Raw genomic sequence first — 25,966 nt, forward strand, 5'->3', positions numbered from 1 at the left:
TGGTGCTCCTTCAGGATGCCAATGATTTGCACTTCGCTGAAACGGCTTCTCTTCATCGTCTGTCTCCTCAGTTGGAGAACAGCCTAACCTCAAATCGAGGACTTTTCAGGGGAGCACGTCAGGAACAAGAAGCCTGGGAAGCGTGAATACGAGGTGCTCAGAGAGGCGTTTTCTCACATTCTCGGGGGAAGCCCAGTCACCACGAGAGACATTCAAGATCTCTATGAGGACACAAAGGTGACAACACCTGCTGGCTTTCAAAAGTTAGTTGGTGGAATCAAAACTCATCACAGCGAGCAGGCAGTCATGTTTGCTACAGTTTGCCGTAAGCTCGTGAAGGTGAAAGCTAACCCAAATTTTGCTGATGAAGCAGCCTTGAGCTATGTGTTGAGCAAGATCCCATTGAAGGATTGAGTTAGCTTCGAATGTTGATGCCCACCGAAAGGATGGGCATCAACATTTATCACTAGGGGCTTGGGAAATTCCCGCCCCTTTTTATTAGCGCACCAGAAGCGCCGCGACGATCTTATCCGCCGCTTCTTCCGCCGTCAGATCGACCGTATTGACCGTGATCTCCGGCTCTTCGGGCGCCTCATAGGGGCTGTCGATGCCGGTAAAGTTCTTCAACTGACCCGCGCGAGCCTTCTTATAAAGCCCCTTCACGTCGCGCTCTTCGGCAACTTCCAGAGGCGTATTGACGAAGACTTCGATGAACTCGCCATCCGCGATCAGCTCGCGCACCATGCGGCGCTCGGAGCGGAAGGGCGAGATGAAGGCCGTCAGCACGATCAGGCCCGCATCCGTCATCAGCTTGGCGACCTCGCCCACGCGGCGGATGTTCTCCACCCGGTCGGCATCGGTAAAGCCAAGGTCACGGTTCAGGCCGTGGCGCACGTTATCCCCATCCAGCAGGAAGGTGTGCTTGCCCATCGCGTGCAGCTTCTTCTCGACAAGGTTCGCAATCGTTGATTTTCCCGAACCGGAAAGGCCGGTGAACCAGACGACTGCGGCCTTCTGGTGCTTCAGCTCGGCATGGGCCTCGCGGTTCACATCGACGGCCTGCCAATGGATGTTCTGGCTACGACGCAGCGCAAAGTGGATCATGCCAGCCGCGACAGTCGCGTTGCTCAGGCGGTCGATCAGGATGAAACCACCCAGATCGGGGTTCTGGGCATAAGCCTCGAACGGGATCGGCCGGTCGGTCGAGATATTCACTACGCCGATTGCATTCAGCCCCAGCGTCTTGGAGGCCGAATGCTCCAGCGTATTGACGTTCACCTCGTATTTCGGCTCGGTCACGGTGGCTGTAACGGTCTGCGTCCCGATCTTGAGCAGATAGGGGCGGCCCGGCAGCATCTCTTGCTCGGCCATCCAGACGAGGGTCGCCTCGAACTGGTCGGCAACCTCGCAGGGGCTATCGGCGGTGACGATCACATCGCCTCGCGAACAGTCGATCTCATCCGCGAAGGTCAGCGTGACCGATTGGCCCGCGACCGCCTCGGGCAGGTCGCCGTCAAAGCTGACAATGGATTTGACCGTCGTCGTCCGTCCCGAGGGCAGAACGCGGATCGCATCACCCGGACGCACCGTGCCCGACCCGATCTGCCCCGCAAACCCGCGGAAATCGAGGTTCGGACGGTTTACCCACTGCACCGGCATACGGAAATCACGCTCTTGCATCCGGGTCGAGTTGACCGGTGCATCTTCCAGATGCGCCAGCAGCGACGGCCCCTGATACCACGACATATTCGGGCTGTGGCTGACGATATTGTCGCCTTGCAGCCCCGAGATCGGAATCGGCAAGAAGCTGTCCATGCCGATCTGCTGCGCGAAATGCGAGTAATCCTTGACGATCTCGTAGAACCGCTCGGCCGAATAGCCGACCAGATCCATCTTGTTGATCGCCAGAACCACGTTCTTGATGCCCAGCAGGTTCACCAGATACGAGTGGCGCCGCGTCTGCGTCAGAACGCCCTGGCGCGCGTCGATCAGGATCACCGCAAGGTCAGCCGTCGAAGCGCCCGTCACCATGTTGCGGGTGTATTGCTCGTGTCCCGGCGTATCGGCCACGATGAACTTGCGCTTGTCGGTCGCGAAGAAGCGGTAAGCAACGTCGATGGTGATGCCCTGCTCGCGCTCGGCGGCGAGGCCATCAACCAAGAGCGCAAAGTCGATCTCGCCCGCCTGCGTGCCGACGGATTTCGAATCCCGCTCAAGGCTGGCAAGCTGATCTTCGAAGATCATCTTCGAGTCATACAACAGCCGCCCGATCAGGGTCGATTTGCCATCGTCCACCGAGCCGCAGGTGATGAAGCGCAGCATGGTCTTGTGCTGGTGCTTAAGAAGGTAGGCGTCGATGTCATCCGCGATAAGCTGATCGGTGACGTAGACGGGATCTTTGATTTCGCTGGTCATCAGAAATACCCCTCCTGCTTTTTCTTCTCCATGCTGGCTGACTGATCGTGGTCAATCGCGCGGCCTTGCCGTTCCGATGTGGTGGTCAAGAGCATCTCCTGAATCACCTCGGGCAGCGTTTTCGCCTCGGATTCAACGGCGCCGGTCAGCGGGTAGCAGCCAAGCGTGCGGAACCGGATCGAGCGCATCTGCGGCACCTCACCGGGGTTCAGCGGGAAACGGTCATCATCGACCATCAGCAGCAGGCCATCGCGTTCGACAACCGGACGCTGCTCGCTGAAATACAAAGGCACGATCTCGATGTTCTCAAGATGGATGTATTGCCAGATGTCCAGCTCGGTCCAGTTCGACAGCGGGAACACACGGATGCTTTCGCCCTTGGCCTTGCGGGTGTTGTATTGCTTCCACAACTCGGGGCGCTGGTTTTTCGGATCCCAGCGATGGTTGGCCGAGCGGAACGAGAACACACGCTCTTTCGCGCGCGATTTCTCTTCGTCGCGGCGCGCGCCACCAAAGGCCACATCGAAATTATACTTGCTCAGCGCCTGTTTCAGCCCCTCGGTCTTCCACATATCGGTGTGCAGCGAGCCGTGGTCGAACGGGTTGATACCCTGCGCCATCGCCTCGGGGTTATGATAGACGATCAGGTCCATGCCCGCGTCTTTCGCCGCCTTGTCGCGCAGGTCATACATCGCGCGGAACTTCCACGTCGTATCGACATGCAACAGCGGGAAGGGCGGCGGCGCCGGATAGAACGCCTTTTTCGCCAGATGCAGCATACAGGCCGAGTCTTTCCCCACCGAATAAAGCATCACCGGATTTTCCGCATTCGCCACCACTTCACGCATGATGTGGATGCTTTCTGCCTCGAGACGCTGCAAATGCGTCAGGTTCACCGGTGGAGGAAACTGTTCTGAATTTGTCATCTTGCTCTACTCTGCGTCGATCGTCCAATCCTGCGCCTGCAATTGCAGATTTTGCCATATGATCCAATTCGAATCGCACAAATCAGCAAATAAAGGATGTCTTTTCACGTCAGTGATCCCCGAAAGACGCATCCCTCGCCCTTGGGCGCGCATCACAAATTTCATCCGCCACCACCCCTTCTAAACGGGAAAATTTCCTGCCGAAGCATCCTGCGGGTGTTGTCACATTAACGGGTCAAAGATTGGCGGTGTAGTGAAGTCGGCATAGGTGGTGCTGATGAAAATTCAGAACATCAGTTACAAGGTAAGCCTGCGCGAAAGGCCGTCTGGCGGCTGCTGTTGGCGAAGGTTTATCGAGTGTCCTTATGGACGCACACGAGGACCCCCCCCCGCATTCAGGTATTGTTGGTCTGTGATACCGGTCGTCGCCGCCGCTGGACGGATGACGAGAAACTTCGGATTATTGAGGAAAGCTATGGCGACGGCGTAACGTTGGCCGAAGTGGCGCGCCGCCATAGTGTTTCACGGTCCCAGCTTTACGATTGGCGCTATCGGCATAAGCATGGGCTGCTTGGTTCTGCCCCGCAGTTTTCGCGCGTTCTCCCGCCCGAGGATGCATCTGGCGGCTCCGATGACGCACCTGCATCGACCGCGCCAGTATTGACAATTGGGATGACGGAGAAACCGGAACAGCCGAGCCTGTTCTGCCTTTGCAAGCCGGAGCCCAGATGGGGATGACCTTCCAAGCCGGAAAATACTCGACAGCCTTTCGGTTGTGTTATTTTCTCTACGTCGCTTGGAGCTTGCTTTTGGTCGTCACATTCTTGCTTCGGGATGCGGGCCAGATGCACGGATCACCGGACTTCCAGTTGGTGTTGTCAAACGCCGTATTCAGTCGGGATCAGATCTTCACGGCGATTGCCGCAAGTTTCACGACGATACTTCTGTTTTGCACAAACCTTTTCTGGGGAAATGGCTGCTTTTCGTCGCGGCATGGATGTGGGCGGTTTATCTGGATGATTTTCTGGCGCTGGACCGGGTTCTTGCTGTGCCTGATGGCGATGGGCCTCATACGGTTATGGCCGCCCGCCCGATGGTTTTGCTGGCGGTAAGCTGGATGGCATTCGAGGCGTTTTCCCGTTGCCGCGCGCAGCGCTCTCCGACGCCTTCATTCGCATAAACAATAGCTTGCGGGCAGAGACCCTTTGGCCTCGCCCACAAGTCGTTTTGCGCGCCCTTACCCTTCGACGAGGCGCTTTTGCTCGGCGCGCATGGCGAAGATGTCCTGATCTGCTGCTATCTCGACATCATCCAGCGAGATCACCTGATCGCGCTTCACGGGGCGCTTGAGCTTGATGTGATGGGCCAGCCCGATGGGCAGCGCGTCAATCGCGGCAGCCTTGGTGGCGGGGATCGCCTTTGCCCAGACCTTGAAGCCGCCTTCGCCGTCCAGATAGTCTCCGGCTGCGAAATCACCTTTGGCGGTGGCGACCGCATCGGCGCGGTAGCGGGTGGAGGACCCTGTCGGCTCGCCGCGCAACACAGCGGACAGCACCGAGACCGAGGTCTCCAGCCCGATCAGGTGGAAGGGCCGCCACATCGAACCATACCACCCCGATGTATCCGTCAGCAGGCCGTATTGTTGAAAACAGGCGCGGGTATATTCGTCGGGCGCACGGAAGGTCACGAACATGCCGTATTGGATGTTGTTCAGCACGACGCGCCCGTCGGGCTCGCGGCTGGCGGCAATATCGACAAGCCCCGCGCGCGCCAGTTGCCCGCCCTCGGATTGCGGCTTGAAGACATTGGCAAGGTCTTGCAGCCCCGAAGGGTGGAACGCCAGCCCGTCATCAGGGCAATCCAGCCCCGTCGCATTGGCAACGGCGGCCATCTCGATCGCGGCCTTGGTGCCATCGGTGAAGGAGTTATACATCTTCGGGTTAAAGTCGCCCGCGCGGACCTCTTCTTCGCTCCAGCCGAAGAAGCCCCAGACGGTATCGGGCGTGGAATAGCGGTAATGCGGGCAAAAGTTCATACCCTTGCCCGCCGCGACAAGCTCAAACCCGCTGGCCTGGACCCAATCGACAAGCTCGCAAATCGCGGCGGGCTGGTCGCCATAGGCCATCGAATAGACGACGCCCTTTTCGCGCGCCTTCTGGGCCAGCCAGGCGCCGCACAGAACATCCGCCTCGACGTTGACCATAATGACGTGCTTGCCCGCCTCGATCGCGGCAAGGGCGTGGCGGATACCGGCAATCGGGTGGCCCGTCGCCTCGATCACACATTCGATCCCGTCAAAGGCAAACAGCTCGGCCGCGTCGTCTGTGATATAGGTCGTGCCCGAGGCATAGGCGTCAGAGACCGATTTCGCCGCGAAACGTTCGTCCTCCCAATGCACGCGCTTAAAGGACTCGCGCGCTTTGGCGGGGTTCAGATCGGCGACGCCGACAACATGATAGCCCGCGATATGCTTGGCTTGCGCAAGGATCATCGACCCGAATTTTCCCGCGCCGATCAGCCCCACACGAACGGGTTTGTTCTGGGCATTGCGGGCGGCAAGCATGGAAGAAAGGTTCATCGCGGCGTTCCTTTTGGCCAGTGGATAAAGCCGACCCTAGCTAGCGCGCGGCCCGAAACTATCATCTTTTTTAACATTACCTTTCTGTTTTACTTAAACGTTGTGCACGAATTGACGCTTGTTCCGGTGCCGCCTGCGCGGGCAATTTATGGCCTGATTTGGCATAGGAAACAGGAGCTGGGGTTGAGCACATTACCCGACAAACCCGGATCGAACGTCAGCCTTGAGGGGCGCGCCTGGGCTATCCGCCGCAATGCGCTGTTGATGGGCGAGGTGCAGGGGCAAGGCTATATCGGGCAGGCGCTTGGCGTGGCCGATGTGCTGGCCGTGTCCTATTTCCACGCGATGACCTACCGCCCCGATGATACCGAATGGGAGGGGCGCGACCGCTTTTACCTGTCCATCGGGCATTACGCGATTGCGCTTTATGCGGCGCTGATCGAAGCGGGAATTCTGCCCGAGGACGAGATCGGCACCTACGGCATGGACGACAGCCGGATGCCGATGTCGGGCATGGCGGCCTATACGCCGGGGATGGAGATTACCGGCGGCTCGCTGGGTCATGGTCTGGGGATCGCGGTCGGTGCGGCGCTTGGCCTGAAGCGCAAGAAGAACCCCGCGTTTGTCTATAACATGCTCTCGGATGGCGAGTTGGGCGAAGGCTCGACCTGGGAGGCGGTGATGTCCGCGGTCCAGTGGAAGCTGGATAACCTGATCGCCATCGTCGATTTCAACAACCAGCAGGCCGATGGCCCGACGCGTGATGCGTTGGCGGTGGGGGCAGAGGCTCCGAAATGGGCGGCCTTTGGCTGGTATGCGCAAGAGGTGGACGGCAACGATCTGGCCGCTTTGGTCGAGGCGTTCGACAATGCGCGCAACCATACAGGCGCGCAGCCCCGCGTCATCATCTGCAATACCAAGATGTGTAAGGGCATCCCCTTCCTTGAAGCGCGCGAGAGCACGCATTTCATCCGCGTCGAAGCCGACGAATGGGCCAAGGCGCTGGCAATTCTTGATGAGGACAAACCGCTATGACCATTCCCGCGATGTCCCGCCGCAAATCCAAATTCACCCCGCGCAGCGTGCCTGTGGCCGAGAATGGCGAGCGCCTGACGACCTCTGCGATGATTGCGTCCCTTGATGCCGAGGGGCGTCAGACGATTGCAGCGCCCTTCGGGAACGCGCTGATTGATCTGGCCTGCACGCGCGATGATATTGTCGGCCTGTCGGCGGATCTGTCGAAATACACCGACCTGCATGTGTTCGCCAAAGCGCACCCTGATCGCTTTTATCAGATGGGCATGGCCGAGGGGCTTCTGATGTCAGCCGCCGCTGGCATGGCGCGCGAGGGGTTCACGCCGTTTGCGACGACCTATGCGGTGTTTGCCGCGCGCCGCGCCTATGACTTTATTGCCATGGCGATCGCCGAGGAAAACCTGCCGGTGAAAATCGTCTGCGCTTTGCCGGGCCTGACCACGGGCTACGGCCCAAGCCATCAGGCGACCGAGGATCTGGCGATCATGCGCGGTATGCCGAACCTGACGGTGATCGACCCCTGTGACGCGGTCGAGACGGATCAGGCGACGCGGGTTATCGCGGACACGCCCGGCCCGGTCTATATGCGGCTTCTGCGCGGGCAGGTGCCCGACGTTCTGGGCGAGTATGGCTATCGCTTTGAACTGGGTAAGGCCAAGGTTTTGCGCGATGGGGCGGATGTTCTGTTTATCTCGTCGGGGATCATGACGATGCGCGCGCTGGATGCGGCGGCGCGGCTGGCGAAAGATGGTGTGTCTTGCGCGGTTCTGCACTCGCCCACCATCAAGCCGCTGGACGCCGAAACCATCGTGGCCGAGGCCGCGAAGGGCGGGCGGCTTGTCGTCACCGCCGAGAACCACTCGGTCACGGGAGGTCTGGGCGAGGCGGTCGCAGGGGCGCTGATGCGGGCGAATGTGCATGTGCCGTTCCGCCAGATCGGCCTGCCGGACGAGTTTCTGGACGCAGGCGCGCTGCCCACGCTGCACGACCAATACGGGATTACCGTTGATCGGATGACCGCGCAGGTCAAAGCCTGGCTGGAGGACTAATCATGGGAAAGACCGCCATTATCGGTTTGGGCATGATGGGGCAGGGCATGGCCCGCAACATCATCGCCGCCGGAATTGATCTTCATGGGTTCGACCTGTCCGAGGCCGCGCGTGCGGGATTTGCGCAGGCGGGTGGCAAGGTCGCGGCATCGGCGGCCGAAGCCGCTGCCGGTGCCGATCTTCTGCTGGTGATGGTGCAGACCCCCGCGCAGGCGCATGCGGTTCTGTTTGGCGCGGGCGTGGCCGATGCGCTGGCGCCGCGCGCGACGGTTATGCTGTGCTCGACCGTGGCGCCCTCTGATGCGCGCGCGCTGGCGGCGGCCTTGGCCGAGGCGGGGCATATCATGCTTGATGCGCCGGTTTCGGGTGGTCAGACGGGTGCGGACGCAGGCACGCTGACGATCATGGCGGCGGGGCCGGAGGCGGCCTTTGCCCGTGCCGAGGGTGTTCTGGCGGCGATCTCGAAAAAGGTGCACCGCTTGGGCAATGAGGCGGGCATGGGTGCGACCTATAAGGTCGTTCACCAGCTTGCGGCGGGTGTCCATCTGGTTGCCGCAGCCGAGCTGATGGCGCTTGGCGTCAAGGCGGGCTGCGATCCGCGCGCGCTTTATGACATCGTGTCGAATTCGGCGGGGCAAAGCTGGTTCTTCGATGACCGCGCCCCGCGCATGATGGAGGCGGACCCTGCGCGGACCTCCTCGGTCGATATTTTCATTAAGGACGTCGGGCTGGTTTTGCAGACCGGCAAGGAAAACAACGTGCCTCTGCCGCTGGCGGCCGCGGCGCACCAGATGCTTCTGGCCTCTGCCGCGCTTGGCAATGGCCCCGAGGACGATAGCACAGTGGTCAGAGCCTATGAGGCGCTGATCGGTCTGAAAATACACGAGAGTTAACGCGGGGACTTCCCGTTTATATCGGAGCTGACATGGGACTTCTTAAAGGACAAACCGCCATCATCACCGGCGCAGCAAGCCCGCGCGGGCTTGGCAAGGCGACGGCGAAACTCTTTGCCGAGCATGGCGCACGCATCGCGATCCTCGACCTGAACGCGGATCACGCCGCCGAGGCCGCCGCCGATCTGGGCGAAGGTCATATCGGCCTTGCCTGCGACGTGACGCGCAAAGCCGATTGCGACGCAGCCGTCGCGGTGGTGCTGGAGGCATTCGGCCAGATCGACATTCTGGTGAATAACGCGGGCATCACGCAGCCGCTGAAGATCATGGACATTTCGCATGAGAACTATGACGCGGTGCTGGATGTGAACCTGCTTGGCACGCTGAACATGAGCCAGGCCGTGATCCCGCATATGCGCGGGCGCAAGACCGGCAAGCTGGTGAATATGTCGTCGGTTTCCGCGCAGCGCGGCGGCGGTATCTTTGGCGGGCCGCATTACTCGGCTGCGAAGGCCGGTGTGCTGGGTCTGACCAAGGCGATGGCGCGCGAGCTGGCGCCCGATGGTATCCGCTCGAACGCGATCTGCCCGGGCTTCATCGCAACCGACATCACGCAGGGCAAGCTGACGCCCGAGATGAAGGTGCAGATCCTTGAGGGTATCCCGATGGGTCGCGCCGGTGAGGCGTCTGACGTGGCGGGCTGTGCGCTGTTCCTTGCCTCCGATCTGTCGGCCTATGTGACGGGGTCCGAAGTGGACGTGAACGGCGGGTCGCTGATCCACTAAGCGTTGAAAGGTGCGTCCCTTCGGGGGCGCACTACCTGTCGCGATGCAGAAAATGCGCGTCGAGTTTGATTTCGGTCTCGCGTAGCCCGTGGGTTTTATAAATCGCGGCGACATCGGTCTCGTAATTGCGCGATTGTTCCTCAAGCCAGCTTAGGAAAAGCTGCACGGCGCGGCGTTTCAGATACCGTGGCGGACAAATTGCCCAATAGGACGGAAATTTCAGCACCGGAATTTCGGGCAGCACTGGCACCAGCTTGCCCTCGGCAATCTCGGGCATTGCCAGCGCCATCGAATCCAGCACGATCCCCACACCGTCCACCGCCAGTTGCAGCGCCATCGACGAGCGGTCCATCAGGATCGACATGTTGCGTAGCTTCAGGTCGATGTTGTTATGGATCAGCCAGTGGTCCCATTGGCACAGCGCGCGCGGCGTGCCGATCAGCCGCGCTTGTGCCAGAAAATCGCTGACGCTTGGCTTGGCCTCAAGCGAGGCAAGATAGGCAGGGCTGCAAAGCGGCAGCACCCGATCTTCGAACACAGGCTCATTATGATGCCCCGGCCAGTTGCCAAAGCCGTAACGGATGTCCAGCTCCATCATCTCGCGGTCGAAATCGGTCGGGTCGGGGGCGGCATCAATGCGCAGATCCCAGTTCGGGTGACGATTGACGAAATCCGACAGGCGCGGGCCAAGCCAGCGCACTCCGAAACTGGGCGTTACGCGCATATTCAGCTGATAGGTCTCGCGGGTTTTGCCGAACTGGCGCTGCGCATCGCGCAGCATCCGAAGCGCGGTGTTCGAGGTCTGGAAAAGCTGCTCGCCCTCAAGCGTGAGGCTTAGCAAACGCCCCTGCCGACGAAACAGTTTGACCCCAAGCTGTTGTTCAAGCCGCTTGATCTGCTGACTGACGCCCGAGGGCGAAACCGACAATTCCTCGGCGGCGCGGGACACCGATCCCCGCCGCGCGACGGTTTCAAAATACAGAAAGCCGTTCAGGTTCGGGGTGCGTGTCATCGGGGTCTGCCCTGAAAGGAAACGGGCGCGCCAAAGCGCGCCCGAGGGTGTTTATTCAGCGGCAACAGCGATCTGGCGCTGATTGCCCAGACCCTCGATGCCAAGTTCCATCACATCGCCCGGACGCAGGAATCGCTGCGGCTTCATGCCCATGCCGACGCCCGAGGGCGTGCCGGTGGCGATGATGTCGCCGGGCAGCAGCTTCATGAAGCGGCTCATATACGAGACGATTTTCGCAACGCCGAAGATCATGTCATCGGTATTCGAATCCTGCACAACCTCGTCGTTGAGCGACAGGCTCAGGCGCAGGTTTTGCGGGTTCGGAACCTCGTCAGCAGTGACCATCCACGGGCCGATCGGGCCGAAGGTCGGGGCAGATTTGCCCTTGATCCACTGGCCGCCCATCTCGATCTGGAAGGCGCGTTCCGACACGTCGTTGATCGTGCAATAGCCCGCAACGTGGTCAAGCGCGTCCTCTTCGCTGACATAGAGCGTCTCGCGCCCGATAATCACGCCAAGTTCGACCTCCCAGTCGGTCTTGAGCGATTCGCGCGGGATGATGACCGGATCGTTCGGACCCGATACAACCGAGGTGCTTTTCGAGAAGATGATCGGCTCTTTCGGCGGCTCGGCGCCGGTCTCGGCGGCGTGCTTGGCGTAGTTCAGGCCGATGCAATAGAAGTTCGGCACCGAGGCGAGGCACGAGCCGATGCGGCCCGGATTCGCCACAACCGGCAGGCTGTTGACGTCAATTGCGCGAATCTGGTCAAGCGCTGCGAGAGACACGCCCGCGCCTGCGAAATCGGCCACTTTGCCCGACAGGTCGCGGACGTTCCCCTCGGCATCAAGGATGCCCGGCTTTTCTTCGCCTACAGGCCCGAAGCGCAACAGTTTCATGAATGTTCTCCCGTGGTTTCCATCGCAGACGATTCTGCGTCTTGTTGGTCTTTGATGAGCGCGCGGATGTCCTCGGCCAGATGCCAGAGGTGCTGGTCGATGGCATTTCGTGCCGCCTCGACGTCATGCGCGCGCATCGCGTTCAGAATATGCGTGTGTTCGGTTACGACCCGCTGGCGATTCCTGCGCTGGCTGGCGGCAAGGTAGCGCGCGTGCCAAAGCCGCTGAAGGAAGCTCTGGTGGGTCTCGGCCAGCGCATCGTTATGCGAGGCTTTGGCGATGGCCGTATGGAAGGACATGTCGATCTCGAACATATCAAGGGGGTCGGTCTCATAGAATTTCTCTTCCATGAAATCGACGATCTCGCCGATATGCTTCAGATCCTCCTCGGTAGCGTATTTGCACGCCAGTTCGGCCGAAAGTTTCTCAAGCGCGATAAGGACTTCGGCCTGATCGGAGATTTCCTTGAAATCCAGCGGAGCGACAATCGGACTGCGCGAGGGGCGCAGGTGAATCAGCCCTTCTTTTGCAAGAATCCGGATCGCCTCGCGCATTGGCGTGCGGCTGACGCCCATCTCGGCGGCATTGTCACGCTCTTTAATAGACGTGCCGGGAGGAAGCTGCCCGCGCAGGATGTTCCGCCGCAGTTGATTGGCGATATTTTCGGCTAAAGTATCATCCGCCATAAGTTTTTGTTCCGTTTTTGCCCAATATCTAGAGGTATTGCGCCTTCGCCACCGATTGCAATCAGAAAATTTCGGATTTGGTATACCAAAATGTGTTGATTGTCGAGTAACGACTCTGTAGCGTCTCCCTGGATGGTATACCATCTGCCACGGCGCATGTTGAGGAGTGCGCCATAATGAGGCGGCGGTGTTTACGCATCGCCAAGGGAGGAATAAAATGAAACTTACATCCTTTATGATTGCTGCTGGCGCGACCGCCCTGATGGCGACGACCGCTCTTGCAGACCCGGTCCACCTGCGCATCCAGACGCACTACGCGACCGAGCACCCCACGGGGAAAATGCTCGCGCAGTGGGTTGATGACGTGCAAACCATGTCGGGCGGCGAAATCTCGATCGAGATGTTCTACTCGTCCTCGGTTGTTGCCACGACCGAAACCTTCGACGCCGCGATCAACGGTATTCTGGATTGCGACGCGACCGGCGGCGCCTACCAGACCGGCAAGAACCCGGCGTTCCAGTTCGTCGGCGACATCATGGGTGGCTATGACACCCCGTGGCAGCAGTATTCGTGGCTTTACTACGGTGACGGCTATGCCGCCGCACAAGAGCTGTATAACGCCCAGAACATGCAGCTGATCGGCTGGTCGATCTACGGTCAGGAATCGCTGTCGTCCTCCAAGCCGATCCGTGGCTTCGAAGACCTCAAGGGCTGGAAGTTCCGCTCCCCGCCCGGCATGGAGACCGAAATCTTCCAGGAACTCGGCGCTTCGCCGATCGTGATGGACTTCACCGAGATCTTCACCGCACTTGAAACCGGCATCATCGACGGCGCCGACGCTTCGGGTCTGGCGAACAACGTGGGTCTGGGCCTTTATGACATCGTGAAGCACGCATCCTATCCGGGCTTCCACTCGATGCCGTCTGACCACCTCGCGTGTAACCTTGATGTGTGGAACGGCCTGAGCGATCAGCAGCGTCGCATCATCGACACCGCATGGCAGAAGCTCTCGTTCCAGATTGCTCTGTCGAACGAAAAGGCAAACGCAGAAGCCGCAGCCAAGCTGCAAGCCGAAGGCGTGACCCTGTATGACTGGTCGGCTGAAGACCGCGCTGCCTTCCGTAAGGCTGCTCAGGTTGCATGGGCTGACTGGGGCACCCGTTCGCCCGAGGCTGGCAAGATCCTTGAGAGCCACAAGACCTACCTCAAGGCTCTTGGCCTGATTAACTAAACCCGTTCGCCTTACGGCTTTAGCGTAAGTGACTACAGGCGGGCCCGCCCAGGGCCCGCCATTCCGGGCTAAAGCAAAGTTTCCTTGGGAGGATGGGCATGGAAAACGAAAGTGTTTGGCTAGGGTCCATGCGTGGGCCGGTCAAAATGGCGATGATCGGCTTTTGCGCGATTACCGGCCTTATTTATCTCTGGCTGATCCTGGGCCAATTCATCTTTGATGATGCAATCGGGATGCACGAAATGATCCGCCCCGCAGGGCGTCCGATCGTTTCGGTTATGCTGTATTCAATGCTGGGCGCACTGGTCGCGGCGGGGGTTTACCTCTCCGATTCAATCGGTGCGATCGAGCAACGTCCCGATGGGGTTTTCGACACGCTCTCGCTTGTGACCTCGCGGATCGCGATGATCCTGACGGCTGTCACTGTTTTGGTAATGTTCTATGAAGTCGTGTCGCGCTACGTCTTTTCGCGCCCGACGCTTTGGGCGAACGAATTGTCGCTCTGGATTGCGGCTTTTGTGTTCCTGTTCGCGGGGCAATACGCCATGCAACAGCGCAGCCACATCCGGATCTACGTGATCTATGACATGATGCCGCGCTGGATGCAGAAGGCGGCCGATGTGATCTCGTTGCTTCTGCTGCTTGGCTTCACCTTCTCTCTGGTCTGGGGCGGCTATGCCGATGCCAAGACGCGCCTCCTGCGGATGGAGACCTTTGGCACCGCGTGGGACCCGCCAATTCCGGGCATCGTCAAACCGGCGATCCTTCTGATTATCGTGCTGGTTGCGATTCAGGCGGTCTCGAACCTGATTGCTGACTGGAACAAGCTGCCAGAGCATCACGGCCACGACGATATCGACGAGACCGAGATCGAAAACATCCGCCGGACGCTGGAGAACTGATATGGAATTCCTTGAACTCTTTGCGTGGATGAAGGTCTCGGACGTTGCCACGCTTAGTATTGTGCTGCTTCTCGGGATGTTTGCGCTTTTGGCAATTGGCATGCCGCTTGGCTTTGCTTCGGCCTTCTTGGCGGTGGCTGTGCTGGTGATGAAATTCGGCCCCGAACTGCTGTATGGCAACTTCGGGAAAGGGCCGCTGTCTGTGCTCGGGCAGGCGGTCTACCGACAGATGACGAACTATGTTCTGATATCGGTGCCACTCTTTATCTTTATGGCGTCACTGCTGGAGCGTTCGGGTATCGCGCGCGATATGTATAGCTCGCTCAACCGCTGGCTCAGCGGCGTGCGCGGCGGGATCGCGATTGTTACCTCGGTGATGGCGGTGATTATGGCGGCGATGTCGGGCATCATCGGGGGCGAGGTTGTGCTTCTGGGCCTGATCGCGCTGCCGCAGATGTTGCGCCTTGGATATAACCAGAACCTCGCTATCGGCACGATCTGTGCGTCCGGTTCGCTTGGCACCATGATCCCGCCGTCGATCGTTCTGATCTTCTACGGGCTTGTGACCGAGACCTCGATCAAGGCGCTGTTTACCGCCTCGTTCCTGCCGGGCTTCATGCTGGCGTCGTTCTTCATCCTCTACATCATCATCCGGACCAACCTGAACCCGTCGATGGCGCCACTGCCCGAGGTTGACCCCTCGGAACCGCAGGGCCGCGAGAAGTTCCTGCGCTTTGTGGGCTTCGTGTCGCGCTTTACGCTGTGGATCACCGGCGCGCTGCTGATCCGTGCGGTGTTCTTCACCATCACCGGCGATAACAAAGTCGTCGAAGGGGTCGATCCGATTGCTCTCGGGATGGTTTCGGACATTCCCTATATCATTGGCGCGGGCGTGGTTGCGGCTGTTCTGATCCAGTTCGTCGTCGGGCGCGAGCGCACCGCCGAAGGCTGGGAGATGGGCAAAGGCCTGATTGCGCCGACCATCGTGATCGGTGTGGTTCTTGGCTCGATCTACATGGGCATCACCGGCATCACCGAAGCGGCGGGCATGGGTGTTGTTGCGGTGTTCACCATCGGCCTGATCCGTCGCGAGATGACCTTCGACATCGTCTGGGATAGCCTGATGCGCACCCTCAAATCGACCGGCACCATCATCTGGGTGACGATCGGTGCGGCGGCACTGGCGGCGGCCTATACCCTTGCGGGTGGCCCGACCTATGTGGCGAATATGATCGTTGCATCCGAACTGCCGACGATGGGCGTCATTCTGGTGATGATGGTGATCTTCCTCATCATGGGGATGTTCATGGACTGGGTCGGCATTGTGCTGCTGATTATGCCGGTGTTCCTGCCGATCGTGCTTAAGCTGCCGGTCGAGGAGATTGGCTTCCTTGGCGGGCTTGAGCCGAAACACGTCGCGATCTGGTTCGGTGTGGTGTTCTGTATGAACATGCAGGTGAGCTTCCTTTCACCGCCGTTCGGCCCTGCGGCCTTCTACCTGAAGTCCGTGGCGCCGCCGCAGATCTCGCTGACCGCAATCTTCCGTGGGTTCCTGCCGTTCATCGCACTCCAGTTGCTCGCCCTGTCGGTTCTTCTGATCTATCCGCCGATTGTGACGATGTTCCTCTGAGAGAGGCGAACTCCCTGAGCGGGGCGGCTTGCCCGCCCCGTTCCTCTTTTCCGAACATTCATGGACAGTCTTTCGATGAGCACCTTGCGTCTTTCCGATGCCGATAATGTCGTGACCGCTGTAACCGCGCTGGCCGTGGGCGACGAGGGGGCAATCCAGCCGATCCCGCGCGGCCACAAGATCGCGACGCGGTCTATCGCCAAGGGCGAGGCGGTTCTCAAATACGCGCAGATCATCGGCTATGCGGCCGAAGACATCGCCGCGGGCGAGCATGTCCACACGCATAACCTCGAGTTTCGCAATGTCGACGCCGAGTATGAATTTTCGACCAACCTGCGCCCTGTGACGCCGGTCGATGTGCCCGATACCTTCATGGGCTATCGGCGCGCGACGGGCCGCGTTGGCACGCGCAACTATATCGCCGTTCTGACCAGCGTGAATTGCTCGGCCACGGCGGCGCGGATGATTGCGCAGCATTTCACCCCCGAGATTCTGGCCGATTATCCGAACATCGACGGTGTGGTCGCCTTTGTTCACGGCACCGGCTGTGCGATGGGCGGCGACGGCACGGGGTTTGAATTCTTGCAGCGCACGCTTTGGGGCTATGCCCGCAACCCGAATGTGGGCGGTGTGCTGCTGGCCGGCCTTGGCTGCGAGATGATGCAGATCGACTGGCTGATCGAGGCTTACGGCCTGACGCCTGGCCCGCTGTTCCAGACGATGAATATTCAAGACGTCGGTGGCTTGCGCAAAACCGTTGATCTGGGGATCGCCAAGATCACGGCGATGCTGCCCGAGGTGAACAAGGCCAAGCGCGAGGAATGTCCCGCAAGCGAGCTGATGGTTGCGCTGCAATGTGGCGGCTCGGATGCGTGGTCGGGGATCACGGCAAACCCGGCTGTGGGCTATGCCTGTGACCTGCTGGTTGCGCAGGGCGGCACCGGCGTTCTGGCCGAAACTCCCGAGATTTACGGCGCCGAGCACCTGCTGACCGCGCGCGCCGCCAATCGCGAAGTGGGCGACAAGCTGGTTGATCTGATCCGCTGGTGGGAAGACTACACCGAGCGCAACCGCGGCAGCATGGACAACAACCCCTCGCCGGGGAACAAGAAGGGTGGCCTGACCACCATTCTTGAGAAATCCTTGGGCGCTGCGGCAAAGGGCGGCACGACGCCCCTGAATGGTGTGTATCGCTATGCCGAGCAGGTCACGGCCAAAGGGTTCACCTTTATGGACAGCCCCGGTTACGATCCGGCCTCGGTCACGGGGCAAATCGCGAGCGGTTGCAACCTTGTCGTGTTCACCACGGGGCGCGGCTCGGCCTTTGGGTCAAAACCTTCGCCCACGCTGAAGGTCGCCACCAACACCGAGATGTATAACCGCATGGTTGACGACATGGACGTCAACGCGGGCCGCATCCTGACCGATGGTGCCAGCGTCGAAGAGGTTGGCCGCGAGATTTATCAGGCATGGTTGCGCATGGCCTCGGGCGAGCAATCGAAATCCGAAGCGCAAGGCTTGGGCGATTATGAATTCGTTCCCTGGCAGGTCGGCGCGGTGATGTAACGGGCAGGGCCATGCGGCCTGCCCGAACCCGAAACGCGCCGTTCGGGGGCGCATGTCTGTTAGGGAGGACAGCATGGGAAAACCTGTCATCGGATTTATCGGTCTGGGCCTGATGGGCCGCGCGATGGTCGAGTGTCTGCAAAAGGCGGGCTACGATCTGATCGTCATGGGCAACCGCGATCGCTCGGGCGTTGAAGAGGCGATTGCGCGTGGCGCGCATGAGGCCGCTACCGCGCGCGACCTTGCGGCGGGGTCGGATATTGTGATGCTGTGCATGGGCACCTCGGCGCAGGTCGAGGGGCGCATCTATGGCGATGATGGCGTTCTTGCTGGCGTCAAAGCGGGGCAGGTCGTGATCGACTTTGGCACCTCTTTGCCTGCGTCTACCCTGAAAATCTGTGCCGATATAGAGGCGAAGGGCGCCAGCTATCTGGATGCGCCGCTTGGCCGGACGCCAGCCCACGCCAAGGATGGTCTGCTGAATATCATGTGCGCGGGCGACGAGGCGGCTTTCGCCAAGGTCCGCGCCGAGCTGGATGTGCTGGGGGAAAACGTGTTCCATCTTGGGCCGTCGGGCAGCGGGCATACGATCAAGCTGATCAACAACTACTTCGCCATGACCACCGCCTGCGCCATGTCCGAGGCTTTCGCCGCCGCCGATGCGGCAGGTATCGCGCGCGACAAGCTGTATAGCGTGATGGCGGCGGGGCCGCTGCGTTCGGGGATGATGGATTTCATCCGCAATTACGCGGTGGAGGGGAAAATTGATCTGGCGTTTTCCGTCGCCAATGCCTCGAAAGACGTGGGCTATTACCGCGAGATGGCGCAGGCACTTGGCCTGAGCAGCCGGATGTCGGGCGCGGCCGATGCAACGCTGCGCGAGATTAATGCAGGCGGCGACGGGGCGCTGATGGTCCCCGAAGTCGTTGATTGGATGAGCAAACATCTTGGGAGTGAACCGAAATGAGACTTCAGGGCAAACGCGCCTTTGTAACAGCGGCTGGTCAGGGGATCGGTCGTGCCAGCGCCGAGGCTCTGGCGCGTGAGGGGGCACATGTCATCGCGACCGACCTGAAGGGCGACCTTCTGGCGGGGCTGGACGTGGCGGAAACCTTTGCGCTGAACGCGCTGGATAAGGCCGCTCTGATGGAGGCCGTGACGGTCGCGCAGCCCGACATTCTGGTCAATTGCACCGGCGTTGTTCATGCCGGAACGATCATGGACGCGAATGACGCCGAGTTCGATTTCGCGATGAACCTGAATGTGCGCGCGCATTTCCACTCGATCCAGGCGGCGCTGCCGGGGATGCTGGAGCGTGGCCACGGCGCGATTGTGAATATCGCCTCGGTCTGTTCGAACCTGCGCGGGCTGCCGAACCGCTTTATCTATGGCACCTCGAAGGCCGCGACGATTGGCCTGACGAAACAGGTTGCCGCCGATTACATCACGCGCGGTATCCGCTGTAACTGCATCGCGCCGGGCACCGTTGACAGCCCCAGCCTGCATGAGCGTCTGCGCGCCACCGGTGACTATGACGCCGCGATGAAAGCCTTTGTCGCGCGTCAGCCGATGGGCCGTCTTGGCGAGGCGCAGGAGATTGCCGATCTGGTGGTCTATCTGTCCTCGGACGAGAGCCGCTACATGACGGGCCAGTGCGTCGCGATTGACGGGGGCATGACACTGTAAAGGTGGCCCAATGAGCGTCAAACCACGCGAAAACCGGACTGCGGCCGGCATCCTGATGATGCTTCTGGCCGTGGTTCTGTTCACCTGCATCGACACCTCGGCCAAATGGTTAAGCCTGTCGGGTCTGCCGGTAATCCAGATCGTGTTCGTGCGCTATGCGGGGCATCTGGTCTATTCCGCGCTGATTTATGCGCCGCAAGAGGGGCTGAGGGTGCTGCGCTCGAACGCGCCCGCCAAGCAGTTCTTGCGCTCGTTGTTCCTGTTTTCCAGCACGATCTGCAACTTTATGGCGCTGAAGTTCCTGCCGATCACGGTGACGACCTCGATCAGCTTTGCCCAACCCATCGTGATTACGCTTCTGGCGATCCCGCTTTTGGGCGAAAGGGTCGGGTTGAGGCGGATCATTGCGGTTTGTGTGGGCTTTCTGGGGGTTCTGGTCGTGGTGCAGCCGTGGGGGGCCGAGATCCACCCCGCGATGGGGTTTTCCCTTGCGGCGCTGTGCATTGCCTCGATGTATTTCATTATGACGCGGATGCTGGCGGGGATCGAAAGCAACGCAACGCAGCAGATCTGGGCAAGCGGGCTGGCGACGCTGGCGCTGGCCCCGTTCGCGGCGATGGACTGGGTCTGGCCCGAGACCACGACGCAATGGATCGTGCTTTTCGCGATTGGCGGATTTGGTGGCTTTGGCCATATCGCAGCGACGACGGCGCATCGGTGGGCAGATGCCTCGATCCTGGCGCCGATGATCTATTCGCAGATCTTTCTGGCGGCGGTGGCAGGGATTTTGGTGTTCAGCACATGGCCGACGGTGTGGACCCTTGGCGGCGGGCTGATCATCATCGGATCAGGGCTGTATATCTGGCAGCGCGAGCGCCGCGCGCAATAAAAACGGCCCCGTAACGGGGCCGTTTGGTCGCGCGATAGGGGAGGGTCAGCCGCGCCCGATAAAGGGCATATTCGTCGCCATCACCGTCATGAACTGCACATTTGCCTCAAGCGGCAGGTTCGCCATATGCAGCACCGACGAGGCAACATGCGCCACATCCATCACCGGCTCAATGGCGATCGAGCCATCGGCCTGCGGCACGCCTTGGGTCATCGCATGCGCCATATCGGTCAGCGCGTTGCCGATGTCGATCTGGCCGCAGGCGATGCTATAGGGCCGCCCGTCAAGGCTGAGCGTGCGGGTCAGCCCCGTGATCGCGTGTTTCGAGGCGGTATAGGGCGCAGACCCCCACCGCGGCACATAGGCAGACACCGAGCCGTTGTTGATGATGCGCCCGCCTTGGGGCGACTGATGGCGCATGATACCAAAGGCAGCGCGGGCGGCGATAAAGCTGCCGGTGACGTTCACGTCAATCAGGTTGCGCCAGTCCGCGACCGAAAGCTCATCGACAGGGGCACCCTTCATCGCGACGCCCGCATTGTTGAACAGCGCGTCCAGATGACCCCAGGCGGTCTTGGCCTGACCGAAGGCCTTATCGACCTGCGCTTCATCCGTCACATCACAGGGCAGGATCAGCGCGCCGTCATGGCCGCGCGCGGTCTCTTCCAGCGGCTCGGGGCGACGCCCGACCAGCCCGACGCGCCATCCCGCATCCAGAAAAGCCCGCGCGGTGGCCCGTCCGACACCGCCACCCGCGCCCGTAATGATAATCGTCTTCCCCATTCGCGTTTCCTTTCGTTCGGCTGTCCGGTGCGGGCGTTAGTGGTTGTCGCGGGGCAGGTCGCGCCCGATGCGTTGATAGGCGGTGGCCAGTTCAAGGCACGCGCCTTCGGCCAGTTGCCCGACATGCTTGCGGTAAAGCTCTTGCCACGGCGTCTGGTGGCGCAATTCGGGCGGCGTCCATGCGTCGATACGGGCCTGCCATTCGGCATCGTCCACCAGCGCATTCATCGTTGAATCGTTCAGGTCAAGCCGCACTATGTCGCCGGTTTTCAGATAGGCCAGCCCGCCGCCGACAACTGCCTCGGGCGAGGCGTTCAGGATCGAGGGGCTTTCCGATGTGCCCGACTGGCGCCCGTCGCCCACGGTCGGCAAATGGTTGATCCCCTCGCGGATAATGGCGTCCGGCGGCTGCATGTTCACCACCTCGGCCGAGCCGGGATAGCCCACCGCGCCCACGCCTCGGATAAACAGGATCGTGCGTTCGTCGATTCCAAGCGCGGGGTCGTTGATCCGGTCGTGGTAATCCTCGGGGCCTTCAAAGACCACGGCGCGGGCCTCGTAAACACCCTCGTTGCCGGGGGTCGAGAGGAACCGCTTGCGGAAGTCCTCGGAGATCACACTGGTTTTCATCAGCGCCGAGTCGAACAGGTTGCCCGACAGCACCTTGAAGCCCGCGTTTTTGCGCAAGGGCGTCTCATAGGTGGTGATGACGTCCAGATCGGTGCTGTGCCAGCCCTCGAGGTTGTCGCCCATCGTCTTGCCGGTCGCGGTCATCGCGGTTTTGTGGATGCGTCCGGCCTTCATCAGCTCTCCCATGATCGCCGGAACACCGCCTGCGCGGAAGAAGCTTTCGCCCAGATATTCGCCCGCAGGCTGCATGTTCAGCATTAGCGGGATGTCATAACCAATGGCCTCCCAATCCTTCACATCCAGCTCGACGCCAGCATGGCGCGCGATGGCCTGCAAATGCGGCGGCGCATTGGTCGAGCCGCCAATGGCGGCGTTAATAACAATTGCGTTTTCAAAGGCTTCGCGCGTCAGAATGGCCGAGGGCTTCAGGTCTTCGTAGACCATTTCAACGATCCGCTTGCCGGTTTCATAGGCCATCGCCATCCGCTCGCGGAAGGGGGCGGGGATCGCGGAATTTCCGGTCAGCGTCATGCCAAGCGCCTCGGCCATCGCGTTCATCGTCGAGGCGGTGCCCATCGTGTTGCAATGCCCCAAAGACGGCGCCGAGGAGCACACGCGATCCATGAATTCTTCGTAGTCGATGGTGCCTTCGCTATAGAGCCTGCGGCTCTCCCACAGCACCGTGCCCGAGCCTGCGCGCTTGCCCTTCCACCAGCCATCCAGCATCGGCCCGCCATTCAGCGCAATTGCGGGAATATCCATCGTTGCCGCGCCCATCAGCATCGCGGGCGTGGTCTTGTCGCAGCCGGTGGTCAGCACAACCCCGTCAATCGGATAGCCGAACAGCACTTCGACCAGCCCGAGATAGGAAAGGTTCCGGTCCAGTGCGGCGGTCGGGCGCTTGGCGTTTTCGAAAATCGGATGCACCGGAAATTCCATCGGCACGCCGCCCGCATCGCGGATACCGGCTTTGATGCGATCCATCAGGAAGACGTGGATTTTGTTGCACGGCACAAGGTCTGACCCCGTTTGCGCGATGCCGATGATCGGGCGTTCGCTTTGCAACTCTTCGCGCGTGAAGGCCTGATTCAAGTATCGCTCGACGTATAGCGCCGTCATCCCGGGGTTGTTCGGGTTGTCGAACCACTCCTGCGAGCGGAACCGCTTGTTCGCGCGGGTATCAGACATTTTTACCTCCGGTAGATCGGGCGGCCGAATTCGGTTCGCCTCTCGTGTTTATAGGTTTGCCATTTGGTATACCAAATGCAAGAGTAAACACGCAGCAAAGGGAGAGAAGGCTTCATGTTATTGCGTGGCGGCATCGTTTTTTCTGTATTTTCCGTGGCTTTTATGGCCGCGCCCGCGATGGCCGGAGTTGATCTGGCTGCGGCGGATGCGTGTATTCAGGGACGAATCGAGGCTGGAAAGCCCGTGTTGGAGTGTATCGAAGCGGCCAGCGCAGACTGTGCGGCAAATGGCCCCGAGGCCTCCTCGACCGCGGCGGTGTGCTTTCGCGAGGTGAGGGACGGCTGGTCGGCGGGGATCAAGGGGCTTCTGGATAAGGTCGGAGCGACAGGGAGCGACGACATCGCCACCATCGCTGCGATCGAGGTGAAATACGACATCCTCACGGGTCTGCTGCAATGCGACCGGATGGAGGAGCTGGCAAAGGCGGTCTCGGACCAGTCAGCCGAGGTCATCCTGCGCCAGAAATCGCAATGCGAGGCTGCGGCCTCGGGTAATGCCTATGCGCGGCTGTTCTGGCGCAGCCGTGACGTGAAATGACCCCGCGCGCCGCCTTTCTGCGTGGGTATCTGGATTGTGCGCCCTTCATCCTGATTGTGGTGCCCTATTCGACGTTGTTCGGCGTGGTGGCGCGCGACGCGGGGCTGGATCTGTTGCAAACGATGTCGATGACCGTGCTGGTTATCGCGGGGGCGTCGCAATTTACCGCTTTGGCGCTTTTGCAAGATCAAGCACCTGTTTTCATTGCGCTTCTGGCGGGGTTGGCGGTGAACCTGCGGATGGCGATGTATTCCGCCGCGCTGGTGCCACATGTCGGGCACGCGCGCTTTGGGGTGCGGGCGCTGATGGCGTATCTGATGGTCGATCAGGCCTTTGCCGTTGCAGTGCGCACCTATGAGGACAACCCCACCATGCCACCCGCGATCAAGGTGGCCTATTACTTTGGCTGCATGGCGCTGATTTGCCCGTTCTGGTATGGCTGCACGCTATTTGGCGCTTTGGTCGGGCAGGCGATCCCGCCCGAATATTCGCTCGATTTCGCGGTGCCAGTCTGCTTTATCGCGCTGACCGCGCCTTTGCTGCGCACCGCACCGCATCTGGTGGCGGCTTTGGTTTCGGTTCTGGCGGCTATCGTGTTCGCCTGGGTGCCGTGGTCCTTCGGGCTGATCCTTGCGGCGATTTGCGGGATCGTTGCAGGCGCGCAATCCGAGCTGTTTTTGGCGCGCCGCGTTGCGAGGGTGGGCGGATGATCGACGACCGCTCGTTCTGGATACTGACCGTTGCGCTTGGCATCGGCACCTATCTGATCCGGTTTTCCTTTCTGGGCCTGTTGGGCGGGCGAACCCTGCCGGACTGGGCCATTCTGCATCTGAAATATGTGGGTGTGGCGGTGTTTCCGGCGCTGTTCACCCCGCTTGTGCTTTGGCCCGAAGCGACCGGAGGCTCCCCCGATCTGCCGCGCATTCTGGCGGCGGTCGCGGCTTTCGTCGCGGGGCTTCGGCTGGGCGTAATCTGGGCCATCATCGCCGGAATGGGCACGCTTTACGCCGCCCAATATCTTGAGAAATTTATCTGACACGGAGTTGAAACATGATCGAAGAACCCCCCGTTCTGACCATCCGTCAGAACTTCCCGCGCCCGACGGCGGCGCAATTGGATGCGTTTCGCGGTGTGCCGACCGGCTTTATCTGCGACGCGATGAACGGGCAGGGCGCGCTGGCCAGCAGCATCCGCCCGCTTGGTTTCGGGCGCGACTTTGCCTCGTGCGAGATGGTCGGCGTGGCGCTGGTTGCTGACAACGGTCCGGCCGAGATTTTGGCGACGATGGCCGCGCTGCATATTCTGCAAGAAGGTGATGTTGTCGTCGCGGCAGTTCACGGGCATCGCAATTGCTCGGTCTCGGGGGATCAGTTCTGCGGGATGCTGAAAAACAAAGGCGCGGCGGGCTTTGTGACCGACGGCGAGATGCGCGATTACGAGGGCATCATCGAAACCGGTTTGCCGGTTTGGTGCGCGGGGCTTAGCCCGAATTCGCCCTATGCCAACGGTCCGGCGCGTGTGGGCTTTGGCGCGGTTGTTGGCGGGCGCCATGTTGCCAGCGGCGATATTATTGTGGCCGACCGCAACGGCGTGGTTGTTGTTCCCTATGCCGAGATCGACGCCGTTATCGCGCAGCTTCAGGTCATCAAATCGCTTGAGGATGCGCTGGAAGCCAAGGTCAAAGCGGGTTTCTGCCAGATGGGTGCAATCGCAGCGATGATCGCTGACGGGCGCGCCGTTGTGGTCGATTAAGGCCGGATTTCAGTCAGGAGGGAGGACGCCTGCATGAGTATACCGAAGAACACGATTAACCTGAACGGCCTGAGCGCAGTTGTCACGGGCGGCGCGCAGGGGATTGGCTTTGCCGTCGCCAAGCGGTTGCTTGAGTCGGGCGCGAGTGTCGCGCTTTGGGATATGAACGCCGATCTGAACCGGGCCGCGGCCAAGGCGCTGGCGCCGTTGGGCAAAGTTGTGCCTGTAAGCTGTAATATCGCTGATTGGGAGAGCGTTTGCGGCGCGCTTGCCGAAACCGAGGCCGCTTTGGACAAGGTTGATCTGCTGGTGAACAGCGCGGGTATCGCGGGGGCCAATGCCACCGTTGAAGATTATGACAACGCGGAATTCCGCCGCGTGGTCGAGATCAACCTGATGGGCACCTATTTCACCAATAAGGCGGTGGTGACGGGGATGAAGGCGCGCAATTTCGGGCGCATCGTCAATATCGCCTCGATCGCGGGGAAAGAGGGCAACCCGAACGCCAGCGCCTATAGCGCCTCAAAAGCGGCGGTGATCGGGTTTACCAAGTCGCTTGGCAAGGAACTCGCGGGCTGTGACGTGGCGGTGAATGCGGTTACGCCCGCCGCCGCGCGCACGGCGATATTCGACCAGCTTACCGAGGAGTTCATCGCCTATATGCTGTCGAAAATTCCGCGGAACCGCTTCCTGGAGGTCGAAGAGGCCGCCGCGATGATCGGCTGGCTGGTCAGCCCTGAAAACTCGTTCACGACGGGGGCGGTGTTCGATCTGTCGGGCGGGCGCGCAACCTATTAAAAGAAAAAGCCTTTGGCGTTTCTGGCGCCAAAGGCAGT

Annotated in this window: 27 protein-coding genes; 19 read left to right on the plus strand and 8 right to left on the minus strand. The window is 60.6% G+C overall.

Features of this window, described 5'->3' with window-relative positions:
* Positions 1-237: 237 nt before the first annotated feature.
* On the plus strand, positions 238-414 hold the full coding sequence (locus RYZ20_RS11740) for a hypothetical protein (RefSeq protein ID WP_317673694.1): 177 nt from the start codon (positions 238-240) through the stop codon (positions 412-414).
* A gap of 84 nt (positions 415-498) precedes the next feature.
* On the opposite strand, the gene cysN is transcribed toward RYZ20_RS11740, so the two are convergent.
* Both cysN and cysD read right to left on the minus strand, forming a co-directional pair.
* Positions 499-2,415: a sulfate adenylyltransferase subunit CysN gene (gene cysN / locus RYZ20_RS11745; protein ID WP_317673696.1), complete on the minus strand. Its 1,917-nt coding sequence runs from the start codon at positions 2,413-2,415 to the stop codon at positions 499-501.
* Positions 2,415-3,341, minus strand: a complete 927-nt coding sequence (cysD, locus tag RYZ20_RS11750; protein ID WP_317673698.1) for a sulfate adenylyltransferase subunit CysD — start codon at positions 3,339-3,341, stop codon at positions 2,415-2,417. Before cysD ends, cysN begins: the two co-directional genes overlap by 1 nt.
* A gap of 357 nt (positions 3,342-3,698) precedes the next feature.
* Between cysD and RYZ20_RS15870 the strand changes: the two genes are divergently transcribed.
* Both RYZ20_RS15870 and RYZ20_RS11755 read left to right on the plus strand, forming a co-directional pair.
* Positions 3,699-4,079, plus strand: a complete 381-nt coding sequence (locus RYZ20_RS15870; RefSeq protein ID WP_411572352.1) for a transposase — start codon at positions 3,699-3,701, stop codon at positions 4,077-4,079.
* A 58-nt stretch (positions 4,080-4,137) separates the two neighbouring features.
* On the plus strand, positions 4,138-4,521 hold the full coding sequence (locus RYZ20_RS11755) for a hypothetical protein (RefSeq protein ID WP_317673700.1): 384 nt from the start codon (positions 4,138-4,140) through the stop codon (positions 4,519-4,521).
* Positions 4,522-4,578: 57 nt separating this feature from the next.
* Here the strand turns inward: RYZ20_RS11755 and RYZ20_RS11760 are convergent, their stop codons facing one another.
* On the minus strand, positions 4,579-5,919 hold the full coding sequence (locus tag RYZ20_RS11760) for an NAD(P)H-dependent oxidoreductase (RefSeq protein ID WP_317673702.1): 1,341 nt from the start codon (positions 5,917-5,919) through the stop codon (positions 4,579-4,581).
* A 264-nt stretch (positions 5,920-6,183) separates the two neighbouring features.
* On the opposite strand from RYZ20_RS11760, the gene RYZ20_RS11765 reads away from it, so the two are divergent.
* The 4 genes from RYZ20_RS11765 to RYZ20_RS11780 are packed head-to-tail and all read left to right on the plus strand — an operon-like array spanning position 6,184 to position 9,681.
* A complete protein-coding gene (locus RYZ20_RS11765) occupies positions 6,184-6,954 on the plus strand; it encodes a transketolase (RefSeq protein WP_317674134.1) in 771 nt (256 codons plus the stop codon).
* A complete protein-coding gene (locus RYZ20_RS11770; protein ID WP_317673704.1) occupies positions 6,951-8,003 on the plus strand; it encodes a transketolase family protein in 1,053 nt (350 codons plus the stop codon). Before RYZ20_RS11765 ends, RYZ20_RS11770 begins: the two co-directional genes overlap by 4 nt.
* Positions 8,004-8,005: 2 nt before the next feature.
* Positions 8,006-8,896 carry an NAD(P)-dependent oxidoreductase gene (locus tag RYZ20_RS11775; protein WP_317673706.1) on the plus strand — a complete coding sequence of 297 codons (891 nt, stop codon included), beginning with the start codon at positions 8,006-8,008 and terminating at the stop codon, positions 8,894-8,896.
* A 32-nt stretch (positions 8,897-8,928) separates the two neighbouring features.
* On the plus strand, positions 8,929-9,681 hold the full coding sequence (locus RYZ20_RS11780; RefSeq protein ID WP_317673708.1) for an SDR family NAD(P)-dependent oxidoreductase: 753 nt from the start codon (positions 8,929-8,931) through the stop codon (positions 9,679-9,681).
* Positions 9,682-9,712: 31 nt separating this feature from the next.
* Here the strand turns inward: RYZ20_RS11780 and RYZ20_RS11785 are convergent, their stop codons facing one another.
* From RYZ20_RS11785 to RYZ20_RS11795, 3 genes are read right to left on the minus strand one after another with little or no spacing between them, the layout of a single operon-like run.
* Positions 9,713-10,693, minus strand: coding sequence for a LysR substrate-binding domain-containing protein (locus tag RYZ20_RS11785; RefSeq protein WP_317673710.1), 981 nt, complete (start codon positions 10,691-10,693; stop codon positions 9,713-9,715).
* Positions 10,694-10,744: 51 nt separating this feature from the next.
* Entirely contained in the window at positions 10,745-11,590 is an 846-nt protein-coding gene (locus tag RYZ20_RS11790; RefSeq protein WP_317673712.1) for a fumarylacetoacetate hydrolase family protein, read from the minus strand.
* On the minus strand, positions 11,587-12,276 hold the full coding sequence (locus tag RYZ20_RS11795; RefSeq protein WP_317673714.1) for a GntR family transcriptional regulator: 690 nt from the start codon (positions 12,274-12,276) through the stop codon (positions 11,587-11,589). Before RYZ20_RS11795 ends, RYZ20_RS11790 begins: the two co-directional genes overlap by 4 nt.
* A gap of 217 nt (positions 12,277-12,493) precedes the next feature.
* On the opposite strand from RYZ20_RS11795, the gene RYZ20_RS11800 reads away from it, so the two are divergent.
* The 7 genes from RYZ20_RS11800 to RYZ20_RS11830 all read left to right on the plus strand — a co-directional run bounded on the left by RYZ20_RS11800 (position 12,494) and on the right by RYZ20_RS11830 (position 20,180).
* Positions 12,494-13,507: a TRAP transporter substrate-binding protein gene (locus RYZ20_RS11800; RefSeq protein WP_317673716.1), complete on the plus strand. Its 1,014-nt coding sequence runs from the start codon at positions 12,494-12,496 to the stop codon at positions 13,505-13,507.
* Between the two features lie 98 nt (positions 13,508-13,605).
* Positions 13,606-14,409 carry a TRAP transporter small permease subunit gene (locus RYZ20_RS11805; RefSeq protein WP_317673718.1) on the plus strand — a complete coding sequence of 268 codons (804 nt, stop codon included), beginning with the start codon at positions 13,606-13,608 and terminating at the stop codon, positions 14,407-14,409.
* A 1-nt stretch (position 14,410) separates the two neighbouring features.
* Complete coding sequence (locus tag RYZ20_RS11810) at positions 14,411-16,039, plus strand: TRAP transporter large permease (RefSeq protein WP_317673720.1); 1,629 nt, start codon at positions 14,411-14,413, stop codon at positions 16,037-16,039.
* Positions 16,040-16,114: 75 nt separating this feature from the next.
* Positions 16,115-17,605, plus strand: coding sequence for a UxaA family hydrolase (locus RYZ20_RS11815; RefSeq protein WP_317673722.1), 1,491 nt, complete (start codon positions 16,115-16,117; stop codon positions 17,603-17,605).
* A 73-nt stretch (positions 17,606-17,678) separates the two neighbouring features.
* Positions 17,679-18,572: an NAD(P)-dependent oxidoreductase gene (locus RYZ20_RS11820; RefSeq protein WP_317673724.1), complete on the plus strand. Its 894-nt coding sequence runs from the start codon at positions 17,679-17,681 to the stop codon at positions 18,570-18,572.
* A complete protein-coding gene (locus RYZ20_RS11825; RefSeq protein WP_317673726.1) occupies positions 18,569-19,291 on the plus strand; it encodes an SDR family oxidoreductase in 723 nt (240 codons plus the stop codon). The genes RYZ20_RS11820 and RYZ20_RS11825 overlap by 4 nt, the downstream gene beginning before the upstream one ends.
* 10 nt (positions 19,292-19,301) lie before the next feature.
* Complete coding sequence (locus RYZ20_RS11830; protein WP_317673728.1) at positions 19,302-20,180, plus strand: DMT family transporter; 879 nt, start codon at positions 19,302-19,304, stop codon at positions 20,178-20,180.
* 45 nt (positions 20,181-20,225) lie between these two features.
* Here RYZ20_RS11830 and RYZ20_RS11835 read toward each other — a convergent pair whose 3' ends face one another.
* Together RYZ20_RS11835 and RYZ20_RS11840 are read right to left on the minus strand one after the other, a co-directional pair.
* Positions 20,226-20,963, minus strand: coding sequence for an SDR family oxidoreductase (locus RYZ20_RS11835; RefSeq protein WP_317673730.1), 738 nt, complete (start codon positions 20,961-20,963; stop codon positions 20,226-20,228).
* Positions 20,964-20,999: 36 nt separating this feature from the next.
* Positions 21,000-22,781 carry an IlvD/Edd family dehydratase gene (locus RYZ20_RS11840; RefSeq protein WP_317673732.1) on the minus strand — a complete coding sequence of 594 codons (1,782 nt, stop codon included), beginning with the start codon at positions 22,779-22,781 and terminating at the stop codon, positions 21,000-21,002.
* Between the two features lie 153 nt (positions 22,782-22,934).
* On the opposite strand from RYZ20_RS11840, the gene RYZ20_RS11845 reads away from it, so the two are divergent.
* Genes RYZ20_RS11845 through RYZ20_RS11865 form a run of 5 tightly spaced genes read left to right on the plus strand, consistent with a single transcriptional unit; the run spans position 22,935 to position 25,928 of the window.
* Positions 22,935-23,378 carry a hypothetical protein gene (locus RYZ20_RS11845; protein WP_317673734.1) on the plus strand — a complete coding sequence of 148 codons (444 nt, stop codon included), beginning with the start codon at positions 22,935-22,937 and terminating at the stop codon, positions 23,376-23,378.
* Positions 23,375-24,088 carry an AzlC family ABC transporter permease gene (locus tag RYZ20_RS11850; RefSeq protein WP_317673736.1) on the plus strand — a complete coding sequence of 238 codons (714 nt, stop codon included), beginning with the start codon at positions 23,375-23,377 and terminating at the stop codon, positions 24,086-24,088. The genes RYZ20_RS11845 and RYZ20_RS11850 overlap by 4 nt, the downstream gene beginning before the upstream one ends.
* The gene (locus tag RYZ20_RS11855) at positions 24,085-24,414 is read left to right on the plus strand and encodes an AzlD domain-containing protein (RefSeq protein WP_317673738.1); all 330 of its coding nucleotides are present in this window, start codon (positions 24,085-24,087) and stop codon (positions 24,412-24,414) included. Before RYZ20_RS11850 ends, RYZ20_RS11855 begins: the two co-directional genes overlap by 4 nt.
* 14 nt (positions 24,415-24,428) lie before the next feature.
* On the plus strand, positions 24,429-25,130 hold the full coding sequence (locus RYZ20_RS11860) for an RraA family protein (protein WP_317673740.1): 702 nt from the start codon (positions 24,429-24,431) through the stop codon (positions 25,128-25,130).
* A 33-nt stretch (positions 25,131-25,163) separates the two neighbouring features.
* A complete protein-coding gene (locus tag RYZ20_RS11865) occupies positions 25,164-25,928 on the plus strand; it encodes an SDR family NAD(P)-dependent oxidoreductase (RefSeq protein WP_317673742.1) in 765 nt (254 codons plus the stop codon).
* The last annotated feature ends 38 nt before the right edge of the window (positions 25,929-25,966 follow it).

Origin of the sequence: Pseudothioclava alba, from assembly GCF_033100795.1 — a bacterium.
Lineage (GTDB): Bacteria > Pseudomonadota > Alphaproteobacteria > Rhodobacterales > Rhodobacteraceae > Pseudothioclava.